Source organism: Mucilaginibacter sp. RCC_168 (assembly GCF_041355315.1).
Taxonomy (GTDB): domain Bacteria; phylum Bacteroidota; class Bacteroidia; order Sphingobacteriales; family Sphingobacteriaceae; genus Mucilaginibacter.
On sequence record NZ_JBFUPN010000010.1, the window covers coordinates 25900 to 46189 of the forward strand.

General features: G+C 43.4%; 22 protein-coding genes. 9 read left to right on the top strand and 13 right to left on the bottom strand.

The window, feature by feature from the left end; all coding sequences use genetic code 11:
* The first annotated feature begins 40 nt into the window (after positions 1-40).
* The 7 genes from AB6735_RS10995 to AB6735_RS11025 all read left to right on the top strand — a co-directional run bounded on the left by AB6735_RS10995 (position 41) and on the right by AB6735_RS11025 (position 5600).
* Complete coding sequence (locus AB6735_RS10995) at positions 41-580, top strand: hypothetical protein (protein WP_370995974.1); 540 nt, start codon at positions 41-43, stop codon at positions 578-580.
* Positions 581-849: 269 nt separating this feature from the next.
* Entirely contained in the window at positions 850-2052 is a 1203-nt protein-coding gene (locus AB6735_RS11000; RefSeq protein WP_370995975.1) for a sodium:proton antiporter, read from the top strand.
* 239 nt (positions 2053-2291) lie between these two features.
* A complete protein-coding gene (locus AB6735_RS11005) occupies positions 2292-2825 on the top strand; it encodes a GNAT family N-acetyltransferase (RefSeq protein ID WP_370995976.1) in 534 nt (177 codons plus the stop codon).
* Between the two features lie 315 nt (positions 2826-3140).
* Positions 3141-3989: a bifunctional helix-turn-helix domain-containing protein/methylated-DNA--[protein]-cysteine S-methyltransferase gene (locus AB6735_RS11010; protein ID WP_370995977.1), complete on the top strand. Its 849-nt coding sequence runs from the start codon at positions 3141-3143 to the stop codon at positions 3987-3989.
* A gap of 10 nt (positions 3990-3999) precedes the next feature.
* The gene (locus tag AB6735_RS11015; RefSeq protein WP_370995978.1) at positions 4000-4707 is read left to right on the top strand and encodes a 2OG-Fe(II) oxygenase; all 708 of its coding nucleotides are present in this window, start codon (positions 4000-4002) and stop codon (positions 4705-4707) included.
* A gap of 23 nt (positions 4708-4730) precedes the next feature.
* Positions 4731-4970 carry an Ada metal-binding domain-containing protein gene (locus tag AB6735_RS11020; protein ID WP_370995979.1) on the top strand — a complete coding sequence of 80 codons (240 nt, stop codon included), beginning with the start codon at positions 4731-4733 and terminating at the stop codon, positions 4968-4970.
* A 57-nt stretch (positions 4971-5027) separates the two neighbouring features.
* Positions 5028-5600, top strand: a complete 573-nt coding sequence (locus tag AB6735_RS11025; protein ID WP_370995980.1) for a hypothetical protein — start codon at positions 5028-5030, stop codon at positions 5598-5600.
* Between the two features lie 140 nt (positions 5601-5740).
* Here the strand turns inward: AB6735_RS11025 and AB6735_RS11030 are convergent, their stop codons facing one another.
* The 4 genes from AB6735_RS11030 to AB6735_RS11045 form a co-directional block, all read right to left on the bottom strand.
* Positions 5741-6628: an alpha/beta hydrolase gene (locus tag AB6735_RS11030; protein ID WP_370995981.1), complete on the bottom strand. Its 888-nt coding sequence runs from the start codon at positions 6626-6628 to the stop codon at positions 5741-5743.
* Between the two features lie 121 nt (positions 6629-6749).
* Positions 6750-7637 (bottom strand): alpha/beta hydrolase, encoded by an 888-nt coding sequence (locus tag AB6735_RS11035; protein WP_370995982.1) that lies wholly within the window; start codon positions 7635-7637, stop codon positions 6750-6752.
* 64 nt (positions 7638-7701) lie between these two features.
* Entirely contained in the window at positions 7702-8661 is a 960-nt protein-coding gene (locus tag AB6735_RS11040) for an MBL fold metallo-hydrolase (RefSeq protein ID WP_370995983.1), read from the bottom strand.
* Between the two features lie 347 nt (positions 8662-9008).
* Complete coding sequence (locus AB6735_RS11045; protein ID WP_370995984.1) at positions 9009-10103, bottom strand: AI-2E family transporter; 1095 nt, start codon at positions 10101-10103, stop codon at positions 9009-9011.
* A gap of 203 nt (positions 10104-10306) precedes the next feature.
* Here AB6735_RS11045 and AB6735_RS11050 point away from each other — a divergent pair, with 203 nt between their 5' ends.
* Entirely contained in the window at positions 10307-10483 is a 177-nt protein-coding gene (locus AB6735_RS11050) for a DUF6496 domain-containing protein (RefSeq protein WP_370995985.1), read from the top strand.
* Positions 10484-10526: 43 nt separating this feature from the next.
* Here AB6735_RS11050 and AB6735_RS11055 read toward each other — a convergent pair whose 3' ends face one another.
* The 3 genes from AB6735_RS11055 to AB6735_RS11065 form a co-directional block, all read right to left on the bottom strand.
* Complete coding sequence (locus AB6735_RS11055; RefSeq protein ID WP_370995986.1) at positions 10527-11504, bottom strand: Gfo/Idh/MocA family protein; 978 nt, start codon at positions 11502-11504, stop codon at positions 10527-10529.
* 127 nt (positions 11505-11631) lie between these two features.
* The gene (gene mgrA, locus AB6735_RS11060; RefSeq protein ID WP_370995987.1) at positions 11632-12624 is read right to left on the bottom strand and encodes an L-glyceraldehyde 3-phosphate reductase; all 993 of its coding nucleotides are present in this window, start codon (positions 12622-12624) and stop codon (positions 11632-11634) included.
* 84 nt (positions 12625-12708) lie between these two features.
* Positions 12709-13065 carry a winged helix-turn-helix transcriptional regulator gene (locus AB6735_RS11065; protein ID WP_370995988.1) on the bottom strand — a complete coding sequence of 119 codons (357 nt, stop codon included), beginning with the start codon at positions 13063-13065 and terminating at the stop codon, positions 12709-12711.
* 106 nt (positions 13066-13171) lie between these two features.
* Here AB6735_RS11065 and AB6735_RS11070 point away from each other — a divergent pair, with 106 nt between their 5' ends.
* On the top strand, positions 13172-13687 hold the full coding sequence (locus tag AB6735_RS11070; RefSeq protein ID WP_370995989.1) for a lipocalin-like domain-containing protein: 516 nt from the start codon (positions 13172-13174) through the stop codon (positions 13685-13687).
* A 54-nt stretch (positions 13688-13741) separates the two neighbouring features.
* Here AB6735_RS11070 and AB6735_RS11075 read toward each other — a convergent pair whose 3' ends face one another.
* The 6 genes from AB6735_RS11075 to AB6735_RS11100 all read right to left on the bottom strand — a co-directional run bounded on the left by AB6735_RS11075 (position 13742) and on the right by AB6735_RS11100 (position 20263).
* Positions 13742-15040: a folylpolyglutamate synthase/dihydrofolate synthase family protein gene (locus AB6735_RS11075; protein WP_370995990.1), complete on the bottom strand. Its 1299-nt coding sequence runs from the start codon at positions 15038-15040 to the stop codon at positions 13742-13744.
* Between the two features lie 113 nt (positions 15041-15153).
* On the bottom strand, positions 15154-15966 hold the full coding sequence (locus AB6735_RS11080) for an energy transducer TonB (protein ID WP_370995991.1): 813 nt from the start codon (positions 15964-15966) through the stop codon (positions 15154-15156).
* A 96-nt stretch (positions 15967-16062) separates the two neighbouring features.
* The gene (locus AB6735_RS11085; protein WP_295717316.1) at positions 16063-16464 is read right to left on the bottom strand and encodes a biopolymer transporter ExbD; all 402 of its coding nucleotides are present in this window, start codon (positions 16462-16464) and stop codon (positions 16063-16065) included.
* A complete protein-coding gene (locus AB6735_RS11090; RefSeq protein ID WP_084192179.1) occupies positions 16461-17174 on the bottom strand; it encodes a MotA/TolQ/ExbB proton channel family protein in 714 nt (237 codons plus the stop codon). Before AB6735_RS11090 ends, AB6735_RS11085 begins: the two co-directional genes overlap by 4 nt.
* Complete coding sequence (locus tag AB6735_RS11095; RefSeq protein ID WP_370995992.1) at positions 17171-18256, bottom strand: hypothetical protein; 1086 nt, start codon at positions 18254-18256, stop codon at positions 17171-17173. Before AB6735_RS11095 ends, AB6735_RS11090 begins: the two co-directional genes overlap by 4 nt.
* A gap of 153 nt (positions 18257-18409) precedes the next feature.
* Complete coding sequence (locus tag AB6735_RS11100; RefSeq protein WP_370995993.1) at positions 18410-20263, bottom strand: hypothetical protein; 1854 nt, start codon at positions 20261-20263, stop codon at positions 18410-18412.
* Positions 20264-20290: the final 27 nt, after the last annotated feature.

The following is a 20290-nucleotide window of genomic DNA, read 5'->3' on the forward strand; positions in this document are numbered from 1 at the left end:
CTCTTTTTTTAGATGTAGTTTTTATTAAATTTAAAAAGATATGACAAATATTCTCATAGGGCGTATAGCACTAACACTTATCTTCTCTTTCTTGTTTTTTGCAGCTTTTACGCAGCCGACCAAAACTTTCAGTTCATTGAAATATGACAAGGTGATCATATATGACTATTCAGGCAGCAAAGACTATTACATTCATATTATCGACGAGCAAGGCCGGCTTGCTAAAACCGTGACCAAACAAGTTACGCTTAATACAATGGAAATAAATAAATTAAGTAAAAGTCTGAATAACAAAAGCTCATATGGTAGCGGATCCGCGGCTTGTTTCGATCCACACTTAGGCATTGTTTATTACCATAAAACTAAAATAGTTGCTCATGTATCCGTATGTCTTGATTGCAACGCATTAGATTCCAGCATCGATATAGCGGCTCAGAAGCAAGGAAAAATTGGTAAAGGCAAAGATGCTTATTATATGCTAAGTGGCATGAGCAAGTCATTCAGATACTTTTTAAATACGTTACTGATCAAGTATAAATTTTCACATCAAATCGTCCCGGGAGAATCGTTTGATCAATGATTGATGTAGCTTCATTATAAAAAATCATATCTTCTTCGCAAGATCTCTGTAACCGGAGATATAATGGAAGATCCAACTTTAATTCGAATAAATAGTGTTGAGAAGAGCCGCCTGAAAGAGTGGCTCTTTTTTGTTTTGGAAAGATTTGCAATGACATCAACAAGTAATAAATCAGTTTGATTGATCCCTAAACCCCATCATCTCCAAAACAATACCTAAATTTCGTGTGTTAAGGCTCATTTACGAACGGATATTAAATCAACCCTAATTTGACTACATACACAACCCTCATTATCCTCAGCGGACTTGTCATATTCTCCTACCTGTTTGATCTGCTGGCCGGTAAAACAAAGATCCCTTCCGTTATTTTATTACTGTTATTGGGTATTGGCCTAAAGCAGATCGTGGAGTATTTTAATATTCCGATGCTCAATTTCTCACTCATCCTGCCCACGCTGGGTACATTGGGTTTGATACTAATCGTATTTGAAGGGGCATTGGAGCTGCGATACAACAGCGATAAAAACGCGGTGATCAAAAAGGCATTCTTTTCGGCATTAGGTATATTGCTGTTAAGCACAGTGGCCATCACCGGTATTATCTATTACCTTACCGGCGAGAGTATTTATAAGTGCTTTGTAAATGCCATTCCTTATTGTGTAGTAAGCTCATCTATTGCTATACCATCCGCGGCTAATCTCATTAAAAGTAAAAAGGAATTTATCATTTATGAATCCTCGTTCTCAGATATCCTCACCGTGGTGCTGTTTAATTTTATCGTCAGAAATCCGAAGATAGATATTGGTTCATTTGCTAAGCTGGGCGGCGAACTTACGGGTATTATTCTGGTGGCTATTTTATCGTGCCTTGCCCTGTTATATGTTATCGGGCGTTTAAAACATCATATTAAATCGTTCCTGATCATATCATTATTGATCCTGGTTTATTCTATCGGCCAGTCGTACCATTTGTCAGCGCTCATTATTGTATTGGCTTTAGGTTTGTTCCTGAACAATGCCAGCCAGATCAATTTTTCCTGGTTCAGGAAAACGTTTATCTACCCAGCCTTTAAGCATGACATCAAGCAACTGCACCAGCTTTCGGCCGAGAGCGCTTTTCTGATGCGTACCTTCTTTTTTATTGTTTTTGGCTATACCATGAATATCCGCGAGCTGAACGATGTGCCGATTTTACTGAGCGCCGGGGCTATTTTGATTTCTATTTACGTAGTGCGTTTCTTATATATTAAACTGGTATCTAAAACCGACCTGATGCCCGAGCTTTTTATCGTACCCCGCGGACTTATCAATGTACTGCTATACTATAACCTGCCCGCTAATCTGCGTATCCCCCAGGTGGGTGCCAGTTTATTATTTGTGGTGGTATTGGGCACCAGTATTATATTGAGCCTCGGCTTGCTGGTAACCAAAAGGCATGCAACAAGCCAAAGCCAGGAATTTGGGAATGTTTAGCCTCATCCTATAGTCCATGAAAAGACTCACCCGGTCTACGCTTCGCTGGACCACCCTCTCTGCGGCTTTGCCACAAAGAGGGTAAAGAAAAAGAAAGAAATCCCCTCTATGCGCCGCAGGCGGAGAGAGGGGTGACAAGCGTAGCGTTGCCAGGGTGAGTCGGCTCTGCCACAATGTGAATTGCATCCGGGCCAAACAGTTATCAGGAATTTAATGATATTTGATCAAAAGAAACACCAATGACTATTACTACCCGCCTCGCTACTTTTGAGGATATACCTTTTTTACAGCAATTAATAGGTGCATCTGTACGCGGGTTAAGTACCGCTTATAATACCTCAAGCCAGATAGAAAGCGCGATTAAATATATTTTTGGTATCGATACACAACTCATTATCGATGGTACTTATTATGTAGCCCAGGTTGGTGATATCATAGTGGGCTGTGGCGGCTGGAGCAAACGGAATACGCTATACGGCGGCGATCAGCATAAAGAGGTAGAAGACCCACTGCTTGATCCCGCGAGAGATGCTGCACGTATCCGGGCCTTTTTTGTACACCCTGATTGGGCCCGGAAAGGTATTGGTAAACATATCATGCAGGTATGTGAAAACGCAGCTAAAGCGAATGGTTTTACCAGTTTTCAGCTTGGTGCTACTTTGCCTGGCGTACCGCTTTATGAGGTCATGGGCTATCGTCCGCTGGAGCATATTGAGCAACCCATGCCCGATGGTGAAGTGCTGCCTATTGTAAAAATGTATAAGGCTTTGTAAGCGGTTAATAATCTATAAAAAGGTGGCTATGAGGTTAAAGCAGGTCGCATAGCCGACTCACCCAGTCTTCGCTTCGCTGGACGACCCTCTCTGCGGCTTTGCCGCAAAGAGGGTAAAGAAAAAGAAAGAAATCCCCTCTATGCGCGAAGCGGAGAGAGGGGTGACAAGCGTAGCGATGTCGGGGTGAGTCGATACGCGTATGATTTTTACGCTATGGGGCTATACCTTTGTGAGCAGGCAAACAGCGCAAGTTTCGGGTTTTACATGAGCTGATACCGGGGTAAATTTGTTTATCAATAATTAATAAACAAGACGATGAACACACAAGAAAAAATCAATTACGACCGTATCGCCGAGGCGATCAACTATATAAAGCTGAACTTTAAAAGTCAACCCAACCTGGATGATGTGGCCGAAAAGGTGCATTTAAGTTCTTTCCATTTTCAGCGTTTATTTACCGACTGGGCTGGAATCAGTCCCAAGAAATTTTTGCAATACCTGAGCCTTGATTATGCCAAAAATCTGTTGAAAGATAAACAGGCTACCTTGTTTGATACTGCTTTTGAAACCGGCCTGTCAGGCACCGGCCGGCTGCACGATCTGTTTATCAATATAGAGGGCATGACCCCGGCTGAGTACAAAAACGGCGGTAAAGAGCTCGAGATCAACTATAGTTTTGCCGAAAGCCCTTTTGGCAACATCGTTGTAGCATCAACTCCCAAAGGCATTTGTTATATGGCTTTTGCCGATGACCGGGAAGATGCGTTTAATAAGCTTCTGGAACAATTCCCTAATGCTTCCTATACGCAAGTAGTGGATGTTGCCCAGCAGGACGCCCTGCACATCTTTAAAAAGGACTGGTCGGAGTTATCCAAGATAAAGCTGCATTTAAAAGGTACCAGTTTTCAGCTTAAAGTATGGGAAACACTGTTGAAAATTCCTATGGGCGATCTGAGCACTTATTCGGATATCTCTAAGCAGATCCATCAGCCCAATGCCAGCAGGGCCGTAGGCAGCGCGATAGGAGCCAACCCGGTTGCTTTCCTGATCCCTTGTCACCGGGTTATCAAATCAACCGGCGAATCTGGTGGTTATCATTGGGGGCCAACCCGCAAATCGGCTATTATTGGCTGGGAGGCCGCTTTAGTTAACAACGAGGCTTAATAATACAGATATGGGTATTAAAGAAAGAATTGCAGGTCTGAATTGGGCCGGAATTTCAAATGCGATGGATAATAAAGGGTATGCGCTGGTGAAAAATGTATTAACAGCAGATGAATGCGATGCCCTCAGCTCCCAATATGCCGATGAGCAACTGTACCGTAAAACCATTGTGATGGAGCATCATCAGTACGGGCTGGGAGAGTATAAGTATTTCAAATACCCCTTGCCCATGCTTGTTCAACAATTACGGGAGAGTGTTTATCCCAAACTGGCACCCATTGCCAATGGCTGGATGCAGTATTTGAATAAGGAGCAACGTTTCCCTGATACTTTGGAAGAACTGCTGCATCGTTGCCATGAGCACGAACAGTTGAGACCAACTCCATTGATATTACAATATACACAAGGTGGCTACAATGCCATGCACCAGGACCTGTACGGTGAAGTGTTTTTTCCGATGCAATTGGTTTTTATACTGGATGAACCTGGTCGGGATTATGAAGGTGGCGAGTTTATATTGATGGAGCAAAAGCCAAGAGCGCAATCGCGCGCTATGGTGCTTAAACCCGCTAAAGGCGATATGCTGTTATTTACTACCAGCTACCGCCCGGCAAAAGGCAGCACGGGTTATCACCGGGTAAATATGAAACATGGTGTGGGTGAAATAACTGCCGGTAAACGCCGCAGCATGGGTATCATTTTTCATGACGCCAAATGATCAAACATCTTGAATTGGGTGATATGGCGTTTACTCGCGGCAGGAGACTAAAACAACTGCTCGATACAAAACAGATCAGGCTTGGTGGTAACACCCGGCTTAAAATTTATGGTACGATGAGTTGCCAATCAGGCAAACGAATGAAACCAGAGAACCGTGTTTTCTTTAGCTCGGAGGTGGAGGCCATCAGTTTAGGCTACCGTCCCTGCGGACACTGCATGGTGCAGCAGTACCGGAGGTGGAAGAATTCTCAACATAATTAAAGCATGCCTTATTGCGTTTATAAGATTGGCTAAGTACATTTAGCCAATCTTATCATCATGCTGAAAAAAACACTCTTCATTGTCATCATAGTAATAGCCGGAAAAATGGCTAACGCGCAAACCGCCGATGAGGTATATGATCGCTACGTTGATTTTAACGAAGCATTTCTGAATGCTAACATGGAAAAAGCCATGACCCTTGGCGAGCAGATACTGCCTGATACTGCCAAACTAAAACCCGGTATCCGTACAAGTTTCTATAATTTTATGGCCCAGGTTTACGAAGGCGATCATCAAAGTATGAATGCCATTACGTATTATAATAGGGTAATAACCGCGCAACCCAATTATTATGTGGCACACCGTGCATTAGGATATCTGTATATCAAGGATATTTCGGGCAAACTGGCGAAGGACATAATTGTGGATGCAGCCTATATCGGCAAAATAAAAAAAGCTTTACCACATCTGGAAAAAGCCCAGGCTTGCGATCCGGATGATCAAACACTCAGCCTGATTAAGCTGCTTTACCGCAATATAAAGGATCAGCACGGTATAGATACTTTACCTGCCCGACTTGCCCAACTGAAAAAGAATTGTGAGGATATTTTAAGCACCCCAACCCCCTGAAGGGGGCAAGATGTGCAAATTTCAAATGTGCAGATATGCAAATGACTTGTGAGATATGAATTCCTGGGCTAATGAATTAAATAAATCCGAAATCGAACATCCGAATTCCGAAATCACTTCCCCTTCAGGGGGCTGGGGGCTTATTTCTGTCTGAAACTATCGCCAATAAATTCCAGCGCGTCTGTGATGCCGGTACGCCAGTAGGTCCAGTTGTGGCCGCCATCTCGTATCCTGAATTCATGCGGAACTTTCTTTTCCATTAAGGCGATGTGCAGCAGGGAGTTGCCCTTGCTTAAGGGATCGTCATCACCGCAATCTATCCAATAGCGAACCGTATTCAATTCTTCGGTAGTTTTGTTTTGTACCAGGCCGAGTACGGAGTAGTTTTGCCAGGTAGCATTTAAACGTTCCTTGCCTTTAAGGTCTGGACCGATCACTTTGCTGTATACTTCGGCCCAGCGGGCATCAGGAATAGCCATCAGGTCTTCATCGCTGCGAACCGCCGCACTAAGTGCCGCTGCCGCCGAAAACATTTCAGCATGTTTGATGCTATACACCAATGTGCCAAAGCCACCCATAGATAACCCGGCTATACCCCTATAATTTTTTTCGGCTTTGATGTGGTACTCCCTTTCAATACCGGGGATAAATTCCTTAAAAAAAAAATCCTCGTAGTTCTGTTTCCCGTCGTAGGAATTGATGTAATAAGTAGTCTGGGCATCGGGCATCACAATGATCATGGGCGGGATCTTGCCCTCGGCAATGGCTTTATCGGCATAATGGTTTATCTCCCCAAATTGCAGCCAACCGGTTTGATCGTCGCCATAACCATGCAGCAGATACACCACCGGGTATGTTCGGTTTGATGTTTCATAATCTGGAGGCAGATAAATAGCGTATTTTACATTATGTTTTAAAATATCGCTTTTGATGTTTTGCTCGTCTATCACTTTACCTAAATGCTGGGCAAATACATTGCCAGAGCTTAAAAGTAGTAAAAGCAGGGAGAGCTTAAAGTATATTTTCATAAATTTTTAGTATCGGTTTAGTATAAAGTAGCGAGTATCAGTTATCAAGACATTTTCTCATTCGGTATATGGGCTCCATCATCTGCATATCTGTAATTTGCACATCTGCACATCAAAAGCCCTATTTCTGCCTGAAACTGTCGCCTATAAATGCCAGCGCTTCCGTAATGCCCGTACGCCAGTAGGTCCAGGTATGGGCGCCATCACGAACACGAAACTCATGCGGCACTTTTTTCTCCATCAACGCGATATGCAGTAAACAGTTACCTTTGGTTAAAAAATCGTCATCACCGCAATCAATCCAATAGCGTACACCGCTCAATTGTTCTGTGGTTTTGTCCTGTACCATGCTCAATACAGAATTGGCCTGCCAGGCCTTGTTCAAGCGGTCTTTACCCTTCAGTCCGCGACCATACAGCTGGGCAAATACCCTATCCCAGTTTTCGTCGGGCATACCCACCATCTGATCGTCCGGAAATACTGCCGCGCTCAATGCGGCTCCTGCTGCAAACAATTGCGGATATTTAATAGTGTAAATAAGCGTGCCGTACCCACCCATAGAAAGACCAGCTACACCACGATATTTTTTATCGGCTTTAATGCGGTAAATCTTTTCAATTTGGGGCATAAATTCTTTGATAAAAAAATCCTCATATTTTTCTTTACCGTCATAAGAGTTAATGTACCAGCTTGAATCGGCATTAGGCATCACGATAACCATAGGAGGTATAGTGCCTTCGGCAATGGCTTTATTAGCATAGCGGTTTATTTCGCCAAACTGCAGCCAACCGGTATTATCATCAGTATAACCATGCAACAAGTACACAACAGGGTAGCTGCGGTTGGCTGTTTCATAATCGGCAGGCAGGTAAACAGTGTACTTTACATTACGTTTTAAAATACTGCTTTTAACGGTTTCTTCCTCCAGTACTTTGCCCTGTGGTTGTGCAAATAAGGCATTGGCCCATAAAACGCAGCAGATCAGCAGGCATTTTTTAATGATGTTCATAGATAGGCGGTTTAGTTTTGGTTGATGGAAATTTAGGTAATTTTTGGCGTTGACCAAATACTATCTAAAAATTAAGAGCCTTGCCTTGTACCGGGTATATCAGGTTTAGTTGTAGTTGATTGGCAGCTTTCAACTGGGCCTTAATCCGGGTGATGCTGTTGGTTGGTGGTTTAAGGTGTGTAACAACAATGTTTAACCCTTTTAATTCAGCCGGGCTTGTAAGCGTGGCCAATTTATCCATTTCGGCCATGAACCAATGAGGCGTTAAATGGCCAAAAAGTGTTTTATCTGGTTGCTCATTCGGGAAGGATACCTCGATGAGGATAGCTTTTAATTTTTTGTTTTTGATGAGCGGTGCAACAGCTTGCCACAGGTTTTGCAGGTTGCTGCTTTTTTCAATGGTATCCGATCCGGTATCGCCCAGGTATAAAATATAGTTGTCATTACTTTGCACCAGAAAAGCGGTACTGATAAGGTTGGAATGACTTAGCGGGAATGCCTGCACTTTAAGCTTGGTGTTTTCTATATCAGTTTCGGTGCCGGGATCAAGTACCCGGTAATGGTATTTCTTTAAAGCGGGTGTTTCGCCCTGGTCGGCAAAGTTTGCCCAGTTGGCCCAGGTAAAGTAGTGGGTTTTGATGGTCTCAATAGTACTTTGAAGGCCATAAATATTTTTGCTGCTATCTTCGGGCGAATTAATAATAAGCCCTGCTATATGATCAAGATGGGCGTGTGATATAAAATACCCTTTGATGTATTGTCTCAATACCTGCTCACCAGAAACCCTGAATGTCTTGTTTACCACTGCTCTTTGAATGCCAGCATGCAAGGTTCCAGCATCCAGGCAGATATATTGATCGGTGCCGGTTGCAGCTAACATATAAGCTGATAAATTACTTTCATCGATACCACCCAACACACCTAATGGCACCAGCCGAAAAGCCGGTTTACTTTTAGGCTGCGCCAAAATAACAAAGGGCAGCAAAATATAAGTAAGTATCAATAAAGCTTGCTTAAAGCGCATGTTTAATCAGTTTTTCAATTGCAGGTATTGCAATTGTGAGGCCGCTAAATTAATGAACCTGCAGCATTAAGCCGAGTGATAATTAAAAAAGATAACGTACTTTGAGGCAGCGTGTACAAAAGAACTTTTTTAGCGGTAGCCAAAAGAGAAATGTTCTGATGAATGGACTTCTTTTACGGCGCAAATCAAGTACTTCATTGCACTTTTTGCACTTGTAAACAGGGCGTAGAGGGGCATTAGTAGTTTGCATTAGTTAGGGGGATTAATACAATACAAACCTAAAATAAAGGACCGGAATTTTAAAGAGAGTATTCGTAAAAAGGCGTTAACTTTTTGTTAAATAAATATTACTCTATTTTCATTTTGGCGGCGGCGGATTTTTTGTATTCGTAATCGCCTCCTAATAGATAGCCCCATGGTTTTAAGCTCTCTATACGGTCAAATATGATCTTGAAAATAGCAATAACCGGTATGGATAAAAACATACCCGACAAGCCCCATATCATTTCCCCTAAAATGATCCCTATAAATGATATCAGCGCGTTGAGTCGCACTTTTGAGCCTACAATGGTAGGCAGCAGGAAGTTAGCATCAACCGCATGAATACCGATTACGCTGCCCATCACCAATAAAGTATCCTTAATACTACCAGTTGCAAAGGTAATAATGGCGCTGAGCAACAGCGCCGTAAAAATACCAATGTAAGGTATAATGTTAAATAAGCCAACGATAATACCCAGCAAAGCAGCATATTTAATACCAATAAGCAGGAAAACGCTGATAGCCACAGCTGCTACGATCACCATTTCCAGCAAAAGGCCCAGGATGTATTGCCTTAATATAGATTGAATATTCTCCACTATATCCATTACGATGTGCTCGTTTTCGTCCCGGAAAACCCAGATAATAAAACGCAGCAGCAAACGCCTGTAAAGCAGTATAAAGAAGGTAAATATCAGGATGAACACATAAAATAGCATCAGTGATGAAATAGCTCCGAAAGTTGTACCTAAAACATCGCCACCCGATGCCATAAGCTTATCTGCTGTACTGTGCACATAGTTCATTTGTTTTTCGGTATTAATATGAAATGCCGATTGTACCCATTCCTGCAAGTCATGCAATGATTGTGTTACCTGGTTTTTAAGCATAGGCCAGTCGCTGGCTACTTTTGATATCTGTGAGCCTACCAGGTACAATATGCCGTAAACAAAACCAATAAGCAGCAATATGGATATTAAAGATGAAGCACTGCGCGGCAGCCGGCATTTTTTTTCCAGAAAGTTGGAAATAGGTAACAACAGTATCGCGAAAATGAACCCGAAAATCATGGGGTCAAGTAGGTCCTTACCTATAATGATCAGATATCCAAGCGCCAAAAAGCCAATTAATGTTAATGCAAGTCGTTCGTAAAATGGTGCAATCAGCTTTTTGGTGGACATATGATAATTTCAGTTGGTAACGCATACAGCGAGCGGATGTTTGAAGTTAAGCAATTATTACAGATAATAATTTACCATTTTAATTTTTGTGGATTTAAAATTTACCAGGTTGTTGATTCTATATCACCGGTATTAGCTTTCAAAAGAATAAATTTTGGCAAATATTTTGCATGAGTTAATCATTCTACTTAAAAATTAAAATTATGGCAAAGTATTCAGAAAAAGCAGGTGAAAAAGTGGAAAAAACCATGCATGAAATGAAAGAGGGCAAACTTAAAAGCGGAACCGGCAAAAAAGTGACCAGCAAGAAGCAGGCTGTAGCTATCGGACTATCAGAGGCACGGAAAGAGGGCGCTAAAGTACCCAAAAAGAAAAGTTAAATTTTAAATTGAAAAGCGTTATTGTCCAAAACAACAACGCTTTTTATCCGTTGTTGGTGAATGCATCCATCACATCCATTAGCACAATAGCTTCTTCAATGCTGCAGGGGTTGGGGCCTTCGCTTTTGAAGTAAGTAACTATCTTTTCGATCATGGGTTGCTGAATGTGCTGCGGATGGGTAAAAGTGACGGTTTCATCTTCAGTATCAGTTTTCCAGCTGATGTAATTACCAAAGAACGGAAAAGTGATCTTGCCCTTAGTGCCGATGATCTCGCAGGTATCGGTGGTGAGGTTTTCGGCTACATTAAAGCACCAGGACCCGTTTACCACTACTTTGTTTTTAAATAAGATCTGCCCGCAAACATGATCATCAGCCGGGGTAACGCCCGATTGATTGAGCGAGAGTCCATGGTATTTTTCAGGCTCGCCAAAATAATACAGCATCAGATCGAGCTGGTGTGGGGCAAGGTCATGAAAATAACCGCCACCAGATAACTCGGGGTTAACCCGCCAGTTGTCCTTGGTTGTAGCGATTAGCCCTGGTTTGCGGCTTTGCCACATCCTGATCTGTACAGTGCGGATATCACCTATCTTTTGGGTATCGATCAGCTCTTTGACCGCCAGAAACATGGGTACGGCACGGCGATAATGGGCAACGGTTAGTTTGGCATTACTTTGTTTTACAGCTTCGGCCATAGCGCGGGCTTCAGTTGCATTGCGGGTAACCGGTTTTTCGACATAAACGTTCAGCCCCTTTTTTAAGGCACTTAGCGCATATTCCAGGTGCGAGGAGGGGGGAGTGGCTATATAAATAGCATTAACGCCGGCCTCGTCCATCAGTTTTTCGGCATCACTGTACCATTGGTTTACCAGATGGCGCTGTGCGTAGTCGGCCGCCTTGGCAGCGTCGCGTCGCATTACAGCCAATAGGTTACTATCGGCTACTTTTTTAAATGCCGGTCCGCTTTTTAATTCGGTTACATCGCCGCAACCAATGATACCCCAGTTTATATTGCTCATAAGCCCCCTCTAAGTCTCCCCCTGAAGGGGAAGACTTTTTAATAACTTGAATTTAATTTATAACTGATTAACCTACCTGATTTATAGCCTGTATATACACGCGCAAGTCAGTTTCCCCTTCAGGGGATTAGAGGGCCAGTATTTTTTCTATCTGGCTAAGCTCATCAGCCGAGAATGTGATATTATCCAGCGCCTTTAATGAATCGGCCAATTGTTCAGCACGGCTTGCACCAATCAGCACCGAAGTTACCCGGCTATCTTTCAGCAGCCAGGCCAACGCCATTTGAGCCAGTGTTTGGCCGCGTTTCAGGGCCAGGTCATTCAATTGTTTTATCTGGGCAATCCTTTCAGGAGTTACCTGGTCCTTTTGCAGGAAACCGGTTGATTTGGCGGCCCTTGAATCTTCGGGAATGCCATGCAGGTATTTATTGGTGAGCAAGCCCTGTGCCAACGGCGAAAAAGGGATACAGCCCACACCGGTGTTACCCAGCACATCCAGTAAGCCTTCTTCCGGATCACGTACAAACATAGAATATTTGGGCTGATGGATGAGGCAGGGCGTACCCAGGTCTTTCAATATCGCGATAGCTTTCGCAGCTTCGGCAGCCGGATAGTTGGAGATACCCGCGTATAAAGCTTTACCTTGACGAACAATCAGATCAAGCGCGGCCATGGTTTCTTCCAGCGGTGTTTCCGGATCGGGACGATGGTGGTAAAATATATCCACATAATCCAAACCCATGCGTTTCAGGCTTTGATCCAAACTGGCTACCAGGTATTTTTTAGAGCCCCAGTCGCCATAAGGGCCATCCCACATGGTATAACCAGCTTTGCTCGAGATGATCATCTCATCGCGGTAGCCATGAAAATCCTCTTTTAAAATACGACCGAAATTCTCTTCGGCAGAACCCGGGGGCGGACCGTAGTTGTTGGCCAGATCAAAGTGCGTAATGCCGCTATCGAAAGCCAGGTGTAAAATTTTGCGGTAAGTTTCGGTTACATCTACATGCCCGAAATTGTGCCACAAACCCAGCGAAATAGCCGGAAGTTTGATGCCGCTATGGCCGCAGCGGCGATATTGCATTTTTTTGTATCTGTCTGCTGATGGTAGATATGTCATAGAATAAATGTGAGAATTGCGATGATTTTAAGAAAAGTAAAAATAGAATTTTATGCAGAAAGCGGAAGTAAATAATTTGTTATGTTAAGAACGTCCAGGCATAGCCTCAATGTGGTTTATCAACATTTGCTCTTTGGCCCAATCTCTTAATACAGATAAAAAAGGGAGCAGCCCTTTACCCGTATCTGTAAGGGTATATTCAACTCTGGGAGGTACTTCTACATATACTTTCCGACTAATCAACCCATCATCTTCCAGTTCTCTTAAAGCCTGTGTAAGCATTTTTGATGTTATCCCGATCACTGTTTTCCGCAGTTCGCCATAGCGTAAGGTGCCAACCCTTAAGCGCCATAGGATACGACCTTTATATTTGCCTCCAATTCGTTGAAAAGCATAATCAATTCCGCATTTTGGCGCCTCTCTTTTTACTTTTTTATCCATCAGTTAAAAATAAAATAGCTGATTTACAGCATGGTAACTTATTTGTAAGCAGGCTACTTTTTTGTGCCTACTTGATAAAGGTACATAGCAAATTTAACTTTGACATATGAAAAGTACCCTGATGTTTATATTTTCCATTTTTTGCTGTTTACCTGTTAGTGCCCAACAAAAAAGCAGCATGTTATCAAAGCCGGCAACTGTGAGCATTGCCGGAACATATTCGTTAATTGCTGTTGATAATATACTTGCGGATGGCAGTAGGGTGCATTTATATGGCGATAATCCACAGGGGTTGCTTGTTTTAGATAAAAGTGGCCGTTATGCGCTACAGATATTTAGCCAGGGCCGTACCAAATTTGCAGCAAATGATAAAAGCAAAGGTACTGATGAAGAGAACAGAGAAGCAGTAAAAGGCAGCAATGCGCATTTTGGAACCTATAGTGTAGACAATGCTACAGGCACTATTATTTTCCATATCGACCACGCTTCGTTTCCTAACTGGGAGGGTACACAGCAAAAACGGCCATTTACATTGGTAGGGAATGTGTTTAAGTATACGGTACCCGCCCCAACTACAGGTGCTACAGCAACCGGGGAAGTGGAATGGAAACGGATAGAATAAATTTATCTGATTCTATATTCAATAAATCAATAATTCACTAACTCAACAATTAGCTTATACCACCTCTGCCACCACAAAAGTGCTGCCACCAACAAACACCAGGTCGTTATCGGTGGCATTAGCCTGGGCGGCTGATAATGCCGCTTTTACTGATGGGTAAGTCTCTCCGTGTAAATCAAAGCTTTCTGCTTTAAGCATTAAGCTTTCAGCATCTAATCCCCTCGGGATATCTGGTTTGCAGAAGTAATAGATAGCTTTTGTTGGGAGCAGAGCGAGTACTTTGGTAATGTCCTTATCATTCACCATACCTATTACAAAATGCAGTTGCTGGTAATCAACCGCGGCAATGTTTTTGACTACCTCCTGTATGCCGTCAGTGTTATGCCCGGTATCACAAATGGTCAGCGGTTGAGTATTTAAAATTTCCCAGCGGCCATGTAAGCCGGTGAGCGTTTTAACCCGTGATAAACCGTTACGAATGTTATCATCGCTGATGTCAAAATCCATTTTTTTTAATTCTTCAATCGTGGTTAAAACGGTTTTAACATTTTTGAGTTGGTATGTACCGGGAAGGTCAAGTTTCAGTTTATAATAGGAAATCTCCGGACGTGTTTTCTCTATCGCAAATGATAAATAATCAGAAACCTGTGACTCGCCAACAGATGGGTAGATTTTCCAATAATCGGATCCAAACAGTAGTTCCGATTGCATTGCCCGTGCCTTATCTATAAAAATAGAAGCGACTTCCGGCTGATGTTCGCCGATAACCACCGGGATGCCGGGTTTAATGATACCTGCCTTTTCGCCTGCTATCAGTTGCAGGGTATCACCCAGCATGTTCATATGGTCCCAACCGATGTTAGTAATCACCGACAGGAGTGGCGTGATCACGTTAGTAGAATCCAGCCGGCCACCCAAGCCTACTTCAATTATAGCGATATCTACCTTTTCGCGAGCAAAAACGTCAAAAGCCAGGGCTACGGTCATCTCAAAAAAGGAAGGAGCTATCTCTTCAAAATCAGCACGGTGTTGCGCCACAAAATCAATCACGGTTTGCTCGCTGATCATTTGCCCGTTAACCCGGATGCGTTCTCTGAAATCTTTCAGGTGGGGCGATGTATACAAACCGGTTTTGTATCCTGCCGTTTGCAGAATAGCCGCCAGCATGTGCGATGTAGAACCTTTGCCGTTGGTGCCTCCAATATGCACGCTTTTAAATTGATGCTGAGGATCATTCAAACGTTTGCAAAGCTCAATGGTATTGGTGAGGTCCTTTTTAAAAGCCGAAGCCCCATCGCGCGTAAACATGGGGAGTTGGGTGTATAGGTATTGGATGGTTTCGTTGTAGTTCATGGTTGGTAGTTTGCAGTTGCCGGTTTGCAGTTAGCAACGTTTAATGCAATTACCGGGAAACAAAGCTATAGTTTGGAAGTGCAAACTGCAAACTCAAAACTGCAAACTGACGTCTAATTTACCTTAAATACAAATACTACAGCACCTTTTTGGGTATCGGGGGCGTTTTCTGCCGGGCTGATGCGGGAGTTTCTTACGGCATCCTCGCATTTTTGGATCAGGTTATAATCAGATATGGTGGTTCCGCGGCCTGCCTTGGCATAAGTTACATTGCCAGCTTTATCTACCTGTATATCTATCACTACCTTGCCTGTAAAACGATTACCATCATCAACATTGGGTTTACTTACAAAATTGCGTGATTGCAGATTGAGGCTACCGCCATTGCCAGATCCTGTTCCGTTGTAGTTATTGGTGAGGGTTGTACCGGTTGGTTTGCCCTGGTTGCCTGGTGTACTGCCGGTTCCATCGCCTTCGCCGGTGCCGGTTGTAGCCTTGCCTTTATATAAGGCATTCTGGTTCACGGTAGGTTTGGCCGGTGTTTTGGTTGGCTGCGGAGTAGTTACGGTATTGGTTGGTTTTTTTGTAGGCGCAGCCACTTCCGGTGCGTCCTCTGTATTTTGGGTCACCACGGTTTTGTCGCTGGTTTGCGGTGTGGGTTTATCCTCGGTGGGTTTTTCGTGGGTAACTTTATCCGGTTTGGTATTATTGGCCTTTTCAGCAACCGAAGGTTCCTCGGTGCTCATATAATTGTTGCCCATACCTTCATCAACCGTACCGTAATTTACCAGTATGCCCCCGGTGCCTTCTTCCTGTTTTGGCGGGTTTTGAAACACGATAAAATAACAGGCAGCAATAAGCACAGCCAAAATAATGCCTGTTGCCGCGAATGCCTTTGGATAGTTATTTTCTTCTCTGTATTCCATTTTTTTATTAGTGCGGGGTGTCAGTTGCGAGTGCGGGAGCTAATTTTGCAGAGCTATTAAACACTGGCTCTTTGAGCCCGCACTCACACTTCTAAACTACCCTTTAGGTTCCGTTGCCAGAACCAGTTTGATGTTTAATTTTTGTGCTATATCCATTACCTGAACCACATCCTGTATGGCTACAGTTTTATCAACGTATAAAACTATGGTGAGTTCGGTTGCCAGGGTTTTATATCCGGATAAGGTAGTTTGCAGGGCATCTACCGGAACTTCCTTTTTGTCGACGTAATATTTCAGATCCTTAGTTACCGATACCGTGATGGTTTTTTTGGATACCGATTGCCCGCTTGATGATTTGGGCAGTACCAGCTTGATCACATTTGGGTTAGTAACTGTTGATGCGATGAGGAAAAACAAAAGCAGGAAGAACATGATGTCGTTCATGGCCGAGGTATGAACCTCTGCCGATGCACCTCTATGTCTTTTTCTTAAATTCATTTGCTTGGCTCCTCTAACAGATCAATAAATTCAATAGCATCAGTTTCCAGGCTCAAAATTACCTTATCAACCATCATATTCAAAATATGGTAACATACATAAGCTACGATACCTACCATCAACCCGGCGGCAGATGTTACCATTTTTACATATAAACCGCCAGATATAACACCCATGCTGATGTTATCTGTTTTAGATATATCATAAAAGATCTTGATTACCCCGGCAATAGTACCCAGGAACCCAAACATGGGCGCGATACCTGCAACAATACCCAGGATACCGATGTTTTTTTCCAATTTGGATACTTCCAGCTTGCCTACGTTTTCAATAGCGCCCTCAATATCCTTAATCGGGCGACCGATACGCAGCAACCCTTTTTGCAGCATACGGCCCAGGGGCGAATTATTATTACGGCAAAGCGCTATGGCCGATTCCAGGTTACCCGAGTGGATACTTGAGCGTACCTGCAGCATCAGGTTAGCCTCGTTTTTGGAGGCTTTGCGGATGGTAAAATACCGTTCAAAAAATATCACCAGACCTAAAACAGCCAAAATACCAATGGGAACCATTACCCAACCACCCTTGATCAATAGATCGCCAAAACGCAGCTCTTCGGGCTGTGTGGTGATAGGTTGTGTAATGTGGCCTGCGGTGTCTGCCAGGTGTTTCGCGGTATCTGCTATCTGCTGTATCAATAATAATGTCATTTCTTTTCGTTAATTTCTTGGCTGTATGAGAGTTTGCTTATTTTTTTTTCTTTTATTAATTTAAGTCTTTCGGCTTCTGCTTCTGCAGATGTGGCAAAACTGCCAATGATTATTTTAATATACTTACCAGAACCTGGGCCATGCCATGCACGGGCATCAACACCAACGCTTTTGTAAATTTTAACAGCTTCGTTGCTTTTCTTTTGCGTTTTAAATGAGCCGGCAAATATCACAAATTCAGGTTTGGCTGTGGTATCGGCAGCTGCCACTGTTTTCTTTAACGCCGTATCGGGTTTAGAAATTGCCTTTGCTGTATCCAAAATAGGGGCGGCTGTTTTATTACTGTCATTCGCACTGTCTGCTGCAGCCGCAGGCTGTGTTTTAGGTTGTTCGGCACCGGGTTTTGCCGGTTGCCTGACAAAATTGAACAATGCCGGGTTGTATTTATAAAGTGCAAATGCTGCCACCGCAAGAACGATCAAAATGATGAGCGCAATAAGCCATGGACTTGCCGAACGTGGTTTTTCTTCCACTTCTTCATCCTCATATACCTCGGGCTGATCGGCCGTTGGCGCAGGTGGAGTAACAACGGGCTCTTGTGGAGCTACCGTGAAAGGCAGCGGCTGAGCGGCAGGACTTTCGGACCTCCCGGCTTCCGAACTTTCGGTCTGCTGATTAAGCTTTTTAATGGCGATGGGTGCCAGGCCATAAAACTCGGGACCTTCGTTATGATTTTCGCCGGCTTTAAACGCTATCTCCTCATTGTTGGTATAAAACCAGCCCAGGTTGGCGAAGGGGACTTCTTTAAAAGCGGCATCCTGTTTTAGGGAGGTGATATACTTTTCGGTAAAATATTTGGATGATGCCAGCGAGATGTTTTTCTTTTGGGCGATATGCTCTACCAGCGTATCATCATCGAATGGATCCGGACTGAACTGTACCTGGTAACCTGGCGGATATAATTTGCCTTCGGCGCTGTTATAATAACCATTTACACGCACTTGTGTAAATGAACCAAGGCCCGGCACACCTACTTTACTATGTCGGCCTAACAGTTCGCTTAAATAATTGGCTATATCCATTCGCTAAAAATACGGTTAATTATAAAACATCAAAAGGCATAAGGTAAATTGCTTCGTGTTACCTGGTTCACGTTATTGGGTTCGAGGTTCGTGTGACGTGATTTCGGTATTTCCGCATAACACGAACCACATCACACGAACCTCGAATCCCGTCTAAAACGAATACCCAACGCCGCCAAAGATATTAAATCCGTAGTTAGGATAGTATAACCAGTTCTGATAACTGGTGCTTAAAATGTTATTAGCCTGTACAAATACCGTTATTTGATGGGTAGCCTTGTATTGAACACCGCCGCTTAAATCGGCAAAGGAGGCAATTGGCTTCTGAACCATAGTTGATGTACCGCCAGAAGTGGTAGATATCCTGTCGTTTGTTGAGCCGCGGAACAATAACGAACCGGTAATACTTACCTGGTTATTAATATTGATGGATGTACCGGCGGTTAATAAAAATTTTGGCAGGTTCCAGGGCTGTGCTTCTGATGCCATTTGGTAATCTTTGATCTCTACACGACCAAAAATGTTAAAATCATCACTGGCTTTAAAATCAAGCTCGCCGTTAAAGCCGTTCACACGGGCTTTGCCATCATCATAAATCACTTTGAACTTGTTTACTTCGGCGTCGAAATTGCTTACCAATAGCGGCATATTTTTAACACTGTTGCGGAACACGGATGCCTTAAAGCTTAAACCGGGAGCCAGTGTGCCTTTTAAGCCCGCGCTGAGATCCAACTGGTCAACCGAGTTTTTGATCTCGATGTTTTGGCCGATGAAAGGATTAATGTAAGCCAGGTCATGCAAGGATGTCCGGTTGATATCGCCTTTAGCCTCTACAAACAAACGCACGTATTTCGGGATCACCTGCACCTCTAATTTAGCGGCAGGGAAAATGTAGAACTTGCCAAAATCGCCAAATTCCTTCTCGATGTTTACACCCGCGTCAATTTTATAATTGGTGCCCTGGAATTTGATATAAGGGTTTAACCTCAAAATGTTATTACTGATTTTATAAAGACTATCTTTCTGTGAACTCAGATCCACCGAACCGCTCAATCCTGCATAAAATTGTTTTACGGTTTGGTTGATAAAGCCTGATATTACGAAGTTGTTTTCCCTGGCCTGGTAGGCGTTGCTGAAGGCATAACCTTTTATTTTCAATGCATAGGTGAAATCGTTTTCTACGTCTTTATAGTTCTTGGCCAGCTCGGCTTCGGCGCCAATGGTGTTGAAATGTTGCTTGCCGGGTACAAAGCTGTTATCAGGGGCCGATTGATCATATCCGTAAAAGTTGGTACCCATGCGGTTGTAGGTGATGCGACCACTGATGTTATTATCACCCATGATGCTTTTACCAAATACGCCAACATCATCTTTACTCTGGCTTTGTTTTTCTAATGATCCTGACTGTGAAAAATGTTTCAGGTAACCTCCAAACTGCAATGCCTGGTCACGACCGTTTGAAAAGTATGCTTCACCAAAAAGAGATTTTAGATTTCCCGCGCCTGCTTTAACATAATTGTTCAGCAGAACCGAGTCCTGCTCTGGTGGCCTTTTCATGGCTTCCAACTGACGGATCTCTGAGTTTTGTTCCTGTCTTTTATCAAGCGGAGCATATACTAAAGGAGCTTTAAACGGTGCTTTATCTTCCAGATCTGGGTTACGGCGTATTTTCACCGCGTCGGCCAGTACCGGTTTGTAAGCGGTAGTTACTACGATCTCTTCAGAAAGACTGCCGCCGTTATCGGCATTGGTACCGTTGCCGCCCTTTTTGGTGGTATCCGCAGCAGATTTTGCCGCGGCATCACCTAAGTTTTTTGATGATGTGCTGGCTTTTTTAGAGGCAGTAGTTTTTGCCGCAGGTTTTTTAGCTGCCGGTTTTGCCGGCGCTTTTTTTGCTGCAGTTTTAGTAGTGGCCTTTTTGGTCGGTTTCTTTGTTTGCGCTTGTGCAGGGACAAAGTATAATGCTATTATTAAGGTAAGCAGCGTATAGATATATTTTAATTTCATTGCCTGTCTTTTTATCTTATTCTTTGC

Excerpts from the sequence above, each read along its gene's own strand:
- AB6735_RS10995 (WP_370995974.1), top strand. The coding sequence starts at position 41 with ATGACAAATATTCTCATAGGGCGTATAGCACTAACACTTATCTTCTCT.
- AB6735_RS11005 (WP_370995976.1), top strand. The coding sequence starts at position 2,292 with ATGACTATTACTACCCGCCTCGCTACTTTTGAGGATATACCTTTTTTA.
- AB6735_RS11010 (WP_370995977.1), top strand. The coding sequence starts at position 3,141 with ATGAACACACAAGAAAAAATCAATTACGACCGTATCGCCGAGGCGATC.
- AB6735_RS11015 (WP_370995978.1), top strand. The coding sequence starts at position 4,000 with ATGGGTATTAAAGAAAGAATTGCAGGTCTGAATTGGGCCGGAATTTCA.
- AB6735_RS11020 (WP_370995979.1), top strand. The coding sequence starts at position 4,731 with ATGGCGTTTACTCGCGGCAGGAGACTAAAACAACTGCTCGATACAAAA.
- AB6735_RS11025 (WP_370995980.1), top strand. The coding sequence starts at position 5,028 with ATGCTGAAAAAAACACTCTTCATTGTCATCATAGTAATAGCCGGAAAA.
- AB6735_RS11030 (WP_370995981.1), bottom strand. The coding sequence starts at position 6,628 with ATGAAAATATACTTTAAGCTCTCCCTGCTTTTACTACTTTTAAGCTCT.
- AB6735_RS11035 (WP_370995982.1), bottom strand. The coding sequence starts at position 7,637 with ATGAACATCATTAAAAAATGCCTGCTGATCTGCTGCGTTTTATGGGCC.
- AB6735_RS11040 (WP_370995983.1), bottom strand. The coding sequence starts at position 8,661 with ATGCGCTTTAAGCAAGCTTTATTGATACTTACTTATATTTTGCTGCCC.
- AB6735_RS11045 (WP_370995984.1), bottom strand. The coding sequence starts at position 10,103 with ATGTCCACCAAAAAGCTGATTGCACCATTTTACGAACGACTTGCATTA.
- AB6735_RS11050 (WP_370995985.1), top strand. The coding sequence starts at position 10,307 with ATGGCAAAGTATTCAGAAAAAGCAGGTGAAAAAGTGGAAAAAACCATG.
- AB6735_RS11055 (WP_370995986.1), bottom strand. The coding sequence starts at position 11,504 with ATGAGCAATATAAACTGGGGTATCATTGGTTGCGGCGATGTAACCGAA.
- mgrA (WP_370995987.1), bottom strand. The coding sequence starts at position 12,624 with ATGACATATCTACCATCAGCAGACAGATACAAAAAAATGCAATATCGC.
- AB6735_RS11065 (WP_370995988.1), bottom strand. The coding sequence starts at position 13,065 with ATGGATAAAAAAGTAAAAAGAGAGGCGCCAAAATGCGGAATTGATTAT.
- AB6735_RS11070 (WP_370995989.1), top strand. The coding sequence starts at position 13,172 with ATGAAAAGTACCCTGATGTTTATATTTTCCATTTTTTGCTGTTTACCT.
- AB6735_RS11075 (WP_370995990.1), bottom strand. The coding sequence starts at position 15,040 with ATGAACTACAACGAAACCATCCAATACCTATACACCCAACTCCCCATG.
- AB6735_RS11080 (WP_370995991.1), bottom strand. The coding sequence starts at position 15,966 with ATGGAATACAGAGAAGAAAATAACTATCCAAAGGCATTCGCGGCAACA.
- AB6735_RS11085 (WP_295717316.1), bottom strand. The coding sequence starts at position 16,464 with ATGAATTTAAGAAAAAGACATAGAGGTGCATCGGCAGAGGTTCATACC.
- AB6735_RS11090 (WP_084192179.1), bottom strand. The coding sequence starts at position 17,174 with ATGACATTATTATTGATACAGCAGATAGCAGATACCGCGAAACACCTG.
- AB6735_RS11095 (WP_370995992.1), bottom strand. The coding sequence starts at position 18,256 with ATGGATATAGCCAATTATTTAAGCGAACTGTTAGGCCGACATAGTAAA.
- AB6735_RS11100 (WP_370995993.1), bottom strand. The coding sequence starts at position 20,263 with ATGAAATTAAAATATATCTATACGCTGCTTACCTTAATAATAGCATTA.